Raw genomic sequence first — 6713 nt, 5'->3', positions numbered from 1 at the left:
TGGTATTTGAAGTGTAATGTATATTTGCTCATAAAAAAACTGCACCTTGTGAGTTGGAGGGGGGATGTCCAACTTTTTGGGTGCAGTTCATCTTTCAGACGGCCTTTTCCTCATTCAAATCCTACTCTCTATTCCGCTCATTCCAAAAGTAACGCCATACGAAGCATGGGAAAGCAAAAATCAAGTAGAGGCAGACAACGGTCGCATAAAACTCCCAATCTTGGGCATGTACGGCTCCGGCGCGTGATTCGAGGATATAGGCGAGAATCGCAGTAAGAAGGAAGCCTGCCAGCAATTCGATCAAGTGATGGCCGATGTGTTTGCGTTTCAGGGCGATGATGCCGAAGAATTTGGTGGTAATAAATGGCGCGTTGGCAAAGATAAGTGCCAACAGCAAAAGAATGTACATGGATGCGGTCATAATGGTCTTTCTGTTTTCAGACGGCCTGTGTGTGATTTTAACATGTTAAATGGGCATTCTTGCCCATTATTATCCGTGGAATATTCAATATCTTGATGATGCCCGCTTGATGATTGTTCAAAGGCTTGAGGCCGTCTGAACTTTGGGTATATTTCATCCGAATGCGAATCCTAACAAAAACGGCGACTTTGGAACAGCCGCCGTTGTTTTTGTTTGAAGCTTACAGGGTATTTTCCAATGCTTTGGCGCACCAGTCGATAACGGTTTGAGGCATGATACCCCAGAGGAGCAACAGGAAGGCATTGACCGTCAGGACAAATTTGGCGGCATAGTTACTGCCGATCGGCTGGTCATGATCAGGCGCATCGAAGTAAATGACTTTGACCACGCGCAGGTAGTAGAACGCGCCAATCAGAGACATGATAACGGCAAATACGGACAACCAAACATAGCCTTGTTTCAAGAGCGCCATAATCACGCCGAACTTGGCGTAAAAGCCCATTAGCGGAGGAATACCTGCCATGGAGAACATGGACAGCAACATCAGGAAGGCAAACCATGCATGGCGTTGGTTAAGACCCGCGAGGTCTTTAATGTTTTCACACTCAATGTCTTTGGTGGACAATACCATCAAAACACCGAAGCTGACTGCCGCCATCACAGCATAGGTAATGGCGTAATACAAACCAGCGGTAAAGCCGACCGCGCCTGCCATAAACGCCAACAGGATAAAGCCCATGTGCGATACGGTGGAATAGGCAAGCATACGTTTGATATTGGTTTGCATAATAGCAGCAAGGTTACCGACCACCAAAGAAGCAACGGCAAGAATGGCCAACATCGGCGCCCAGTCTGAATGTATGGTACCCATGCCGGTAACAAGGATACGGAATGCAAAGACAACGGCGGCGATTTTCGGAGCCGTACCCACAAAGGCGGTAACAGAAGTCGGAGCACCATCGTACACATCGGGTACCCACATATGGAATGGAACTGCACCCAATTTAAATGCAATCGCGACTACAATAAACACCATACCCAACTTCAACAACCACTCATTAGCCTGCTCATTGAAAGCAGAAGCCAAGACGGAAGCAAAATCAAGAGAACCGGTGGCGCCGTAAACCATGGAAATACCATAAAGCAGCAAACCGGAGGCCAACGCGCCCAATACGAAGTATTTCAGCGCAGCCTCGGCAGAACGACCGGAATCGCGACGCAGGGCAATCATGGCGTACAGTGACAAAGACAACAATTCCAAACCGATATACGCAGTAAGGAAATGTGCCGAGCTGACCATGACGCTCATACCCAACAGGGCAAACAGCGACAGGGTATAAAACTCGCCTTTGAAGATTTGGCGGTCTTGGTTGTACGGTTTACTGTAAATAAACAGACCAAACGTCAGCGCATACAACACCAGTTTTGCCAAACGGGACATGCCGTCTGCAATATACATACCATGAAAGGCATCGACACTGCCCTGCTCCCATACCGCCAATTGGGTGACGGCTACGACAATGACTGTTCCCAAACTCATCAGATGGGTTAAATAGCGGTTTTTATCGCAAATCCACAAGTCTGCCAGCAATACGACACCCAATAGCGCAAGCAGCACGATTTCGGGCATGGCGGGCATTAAATTCAAATCAGACCAGTTCATTTACACACCTCAAATCTTGCTTTGTGCCACATGGGCAATCAAATCGTTTGCCGCTTGATGCACCACTTCGATAAACGCTTGCGGATACAGACCCATGCCCAAAACAGCAACCGCCAAAATTGCCAAAATCGCAAATTCGCGGCAATTGATGTCTTGCATTTCGGCAACGTGCGGATTGTGGATCGCACCAAAAATAACGCGTTTGTACATCCACAGGGTATAAGACGCACCGTAAATCAGGGTCATGGCAGCCAACGCGCCTACCCAGAAATTCACTTTAACCGCACCCATAATCACCATAAACTCGCCCACGAAGCCTGAAGTCGCAGGCAGACCGGCATTGGCCATACCGAACAACATCATAAACGCCGCAAACTTAGGCATCACATTGACCACGCCGCCATAATCGGCAATATTGCGGGTATGCAGGCGGTCGTACATCACGCCGATACACATAAACATCGCGGCAGACACGAAACCGTGGGAAATCATTTGAATGATTGCACCTTTCAATGCCCAGTCATTCAATTGGCCGTTCACAAACAGGAACATACCTAAAGTGACAAAACCCATATGACTGATGGAAGAGTACGCTACCAATTTTTTCATATCGGTTTGCACCAAAGCCACCATACCGATGTAAATCACGGCAATCAGGCTCAATACGATGATTATAGGGGCAAAATAGCGTGCCGCATCCGGCATAATCGGCAGGATAAAGCGCAAGAAACCATACGCACCCAGTTTCAGCGTAATCGCCGCCAACACCATCGAACCACCGGTCGGCGCTTCAACGTGGGCATCCGGCAACCAAGTATGCACAGGGAACATCGGCACTTTTACAGCGAATGACAGGAAGAACGCCACAAACAAAAGCTGTTGTACGCCCAACGGAATCTGTTTGATGTTTTGGAAATCGACAATAGAGAAGCTGCCTGTTTGATAGTACAGGTAAACCATGGCAACCAGCATCAAGAGCGAACCCATCAGCGTATAGAGGAACAGCTTGACCGACGCATAGACGCGGCGCGGGCCGCCCCATACACCGATAATCAGGTACAGCGGAATCAGCATACCCTCAAAGAACACATAAAACAGAATCGCATCCTGCGCGGCAAACGCGCCGTTAATCAAACCCGACATCATCAGGAATGCCGCCATATACTGCGCCGGACGTTTCTGAATCACTTCCCAACCCGCCAGCACCACCATCAGCGTGATAAACGCGTTCAGAATGACAAACAGCACCGAAATACCGTCCACTCCCAGCGAGTAGTTGATTCGCAAAAGCGGAATCCACTCGTGGAACTCGGTAAACTGATAGCCGCCGCTCAAACGGTCGAAACCCGTAAACAAGGGCAGCGTTACCAAGAAACCGGCAAGCGCACCGATTAAAGCGAGCACGCGGGCAAGCGGCGCACGGCTGTCCGGCCCCGTCGCCAAAACCAGCACGCCCGCAGCGATGGGTATCCATATTGCCAAGCTGAGTAGGTAGTTGGAAAACATAGTGGTTAACCTGTGGTTAAAATAAAAATATAGTTGTATGGGTTGGTTTTTCAGACGACGTTTCAGGAGGTCGTCTGAAAAAGGTTGTTCAGGCTTCTGCTATTTGTCTCAAGCTAATTCTGCCGAATCTTCCAGCCGTAGGTCGGATTCTCGAATCCGACACGCTGTACTATTTTCTTTTTTATGTCGGATACAAGTATCCGACATACAACTTGAATGGTTTTTTTCAGACGACCTCAAACACTGCCTTCTTTCTCAATCACCAAAATCCGTGCTTCGCCGCACGGATGGGCGACGTGTTCCGTGCCGATTCCTGCGTAGAAGATGTCGCCGCTTGTCAACCGAACGATGTGTTCTTCGCCGTTTTCACGGTAGTGCATATCGACTTCGCCGTCCATCACGGCAAACACTTCCTCGCCGTCGTTGACGTGCCATTTGTAGGGCTGGTCCGTCCAGTGCAGGCGCACGGTAGTGCCGTTCATCTTGGCGATGTCGAGTGCGCCCCATGCTCGGGAAGCGGTAAATTCGGCGGAGCGGATGGTGTGCGTGTCGGGCATTTTCGCGTCTCTTTGATTCTGTATCTAGATAAACCTGTCGATACAACTGTTTCTAAAATCCCGTCATTCCCGCGCAGGCGGGAATCCAGAACGTAGATTTTAGGAAACCTTTTTCCTTGACAGGTTTATGCGCCGATAGGTCTGGATTCCCGCCTGCGCGGGAATGACGGCAGTCGGCAAATTCCGTATCTATCCAAGTAAATCAATTATGACCGAAATGTTGACTACGCCCCGTCGGTACGGTTGGTTTCCATCTCCAGTTTAATGAACGCATCAATCATACTGCGCCAAACTGCTTCGGCAACTTCGGGCGACAAACCGGCCTTTTCGGCATAGGCACGGCGCGAGGCAATCACTTGCGCTACCCGTTCGGGCGCGGAAACCGCCTGCACATCGTTTTTAGGTTTCAGACGGCCTGCCTGCCGTACCAGCTTCTGCCGGCGGGCGAGCAATTCTATTAATTCCTTGTCCAAACCGTCGATGGCTTCACGGACTTCGTCTAGGGTTTGCGGTAATTTGTCTTCAACCATTGTTTCTCGTGTTTCCTTTTTCAGACGACCTAAACGTCGTCTGAAAATCTCATTTTTACCTGAACAATCCCGATATGCCGTAGGTCGGATTCTCGAATCCGACACGCTGTACTATTTTCTTTTTCATGTCGGATACAAGTATCTGACCTACAACTTGAATAGTTCTTTTTCAGACGACCTCTAGACCGACTACGGACAGGTCGTCTGAAACCCCGCCTTTATCTGAACAATCCCCAGAAAGTCATGCCGAGCAATACCAATACGCCGAACACCATAGCGGCGGCGTAGGTGTAGATAAAGCCGGTTTGGACTTTGCGTATCTGAGCGGCAATCGCGCTGACCAGTTTGGCGGAACCGTTGACGATGCCGTTGTCGATAATCGCGGTATCGCCGACTTTCCAGAAGAAGTTGCCCAATGCGCGCGTGCCTTTGGCGAAGACGTTGAAATACAGGACGTCGAGGTAGTATTTGTTTTCAAACAAAACGTAAACCGGACGGAACGCCTGTGCAATTTTCGCTGGCAGGTGCGGCAGTTTGACGTACAGGAGCCATGCGCTCAATACGCCTGCGATAGCGAGGTAGAGTACGGGCGAATGCAGGCTGTGCGACACCATCGCCAATGCGCCGTGGAACTCTTCCTTCATGATGTGCATGGTCGGATGCGCGTCGGCGTTGACGAAAATCACGTCTTTGAAGAAATCGCCGTAGAGCATGGGTTCGATGGCGATGTAGCCGATGATGACGGACGGAATGGCAAGCAGAATCAGCGGCAGAGTAACGACCAGCGGGCTTTCGTGCGGATTGTCGTTTTTGCCCAAGCCGTGATGTTCTTCGCCATGGTCGTCTGAATGGTGTTCGGGCAGGCTGCGCCATTTTTCTTCGCCGTGGAACACCATAAAGTATTGGCGGAACGCGTAAAACGCGGTAACGAACACGCTGGCGAGGACGGCAAAATAGGCAAAGCCGCTGCCCGGCAGGGTGCTGTATTTCGCCGCTTCGATAATCGAATCTTTGGAGTAGAAGCCGGAGAAGAACGGCGTACCGATCAGCGACAAGTTACCGATCAGCATGGTCAGCCAAGTAATCGGCATGTATTTTTTCAGGTTGCCCATGTGGCGCATGTCTTGGTCGTGGTGCATACCAATAATTGCGCTACCTGCGGCCAAGAACAACAAGGCTTTAAAGAAAGCGTGGGTCATGACGTGGAACATCGCCACGGAATAGGCGGACGCACCCAGAGCCACGGTCATATAACCCAGTTGCGACAGGGTGGAATACGCAACCACGCGCTTGATGTCGTTTTGAATCACGCCCAAGAAGCCCATAAACAGGGCGGTAATCGCGCCAATCACCATAATGACGGACAGCGCAGTGCTGCTCATTTCGTAAATCGGCGACATGCGCGATACCATGAACAGACCCGCCGTAACCATCGTCGCGGCGTGAATCAATGCGGAAATCGGCGTCGGACCTTCCATCGAATCGGGCAGCCAGACATGCAGCGGGAATTGAGCCGATTTACCCATCGCGCCCACAAACAAGAGCAGGCAGGTTACGGTAATCAAAGACCATTCCACACCGGGGAAGAGCTGGATGGTGGCATTTTGTACGTTGGGCAGATAGGCGAATACGTCCTGATAACGCAGGCTGCCGCCGAAATAGGCAAGCACCAAGCCGATACCGAGCAAAAAGCCGAAGTCGCCGACGCGGTTGATCAAAAAGGCTTTCAGGTTGGCGAAAATCGCACTCGGACGTTTGAAATAGAAACCGATCAAGAGATACGACACCAAGCCCACCGCTTCCCAACCGAAGAAGAGCTGGATGAAGTTGTTGCTCATAATCAGCATCAACATGCTGAATGTAAACAAAGAAATATAGCTGAAGAAGCGTTGGTAGCCGACTTTTTCATCGTGCATATAGCCGATGGTATAGATATGCACCATCAACGACACGCCCGTTACCACGACCATCATCATCGCCGTCATCGTATCGACCAAGAAGCCGACGGAAAAATCCAAACCGCCCATCGTCAGCCA

Annotated in this window: 6 protein-coding genes; all 6 read right to left on the bottom strand. The window is 50.3% G+C overall.

Annotated elements, in window-relative coordinates; genetic code table 11:
- Window positions 1-121: 121 nt before the first annotated feature.
- Window positions 122-421 (bottom strand): DUF2818 family protein, encoded by a 300-nt coding sequence (locus tag ACTHSP_RS16205; protein ID WP_003686671.1) that lies wholly within the window; start codon window positions 419-421, stop codon window positions 122-124.
- A gap of 220 nt (window positions 422-641) precedes the next feature.
- Window positions 642-2084, bottom strand: coding sequence for an NADH-quinone oxidoreductase subunit NuoN (gene nuoN, locus ACTHSP_RS16200; protein WP_440346451.1), 1443 nt, complete (start codon window positions 2082-2084; stop codon window positions 642-644).
- Between the two features lie 9 nt (window positions 2085-2093).
- Window positions 2094-3590 (bottom strand): NADH-quinone oxidoreductase subunit M, encoded by a 1497-nt coding sequence (locus tag ACTHSP_RS16195; RefSeq protein ID WP_440346450.1) that lies wholly within the window; start codon window positions 3588-3590, stop codon window positions 2094-2096.
- Window positions 3591-3826: 236 nt separating this feature from the next.
- Window positions 3827-4147, bottom strand: a complete 321-nt coding sequence (locus tag ACTHSP_RS16190) for a cupin (RefSeq protein ID WP_070540070.1) — start codon at window positions 4145-4147, stop codon at window positions 3827-3829.
- 224 nt (window positions 4148-4371) lie between these two features.
- Window positions 4372-4677, bottom strand: a complete 306-nt coding sequence (locus tag ACTHSP_RS16185) for a chorismate mutase (protein WP_003741955.1) — start codon at window positions 4675-4677, stop codon at window positions 4372-4374.
- A 218-nt stretch (window positions 4678-4895) separates the two neighbouring features.
- On the bottom strand, window positions 4896-6713 hold a 1818-nt coding region (nuoL, locus tag ACTHSP_RS16180; RefSeq protein WP_440346449.1), incomplete at its 5' end, for an NADH-quinone oxidoreductase subunit L.

The sequence above is a fragment of the Neisseria sp. P0001.S005 genome (genome assembly GCF_051963715.1).
This window is presented reverse-complemented; position numbering and strand designations above follow the sequence as displayed.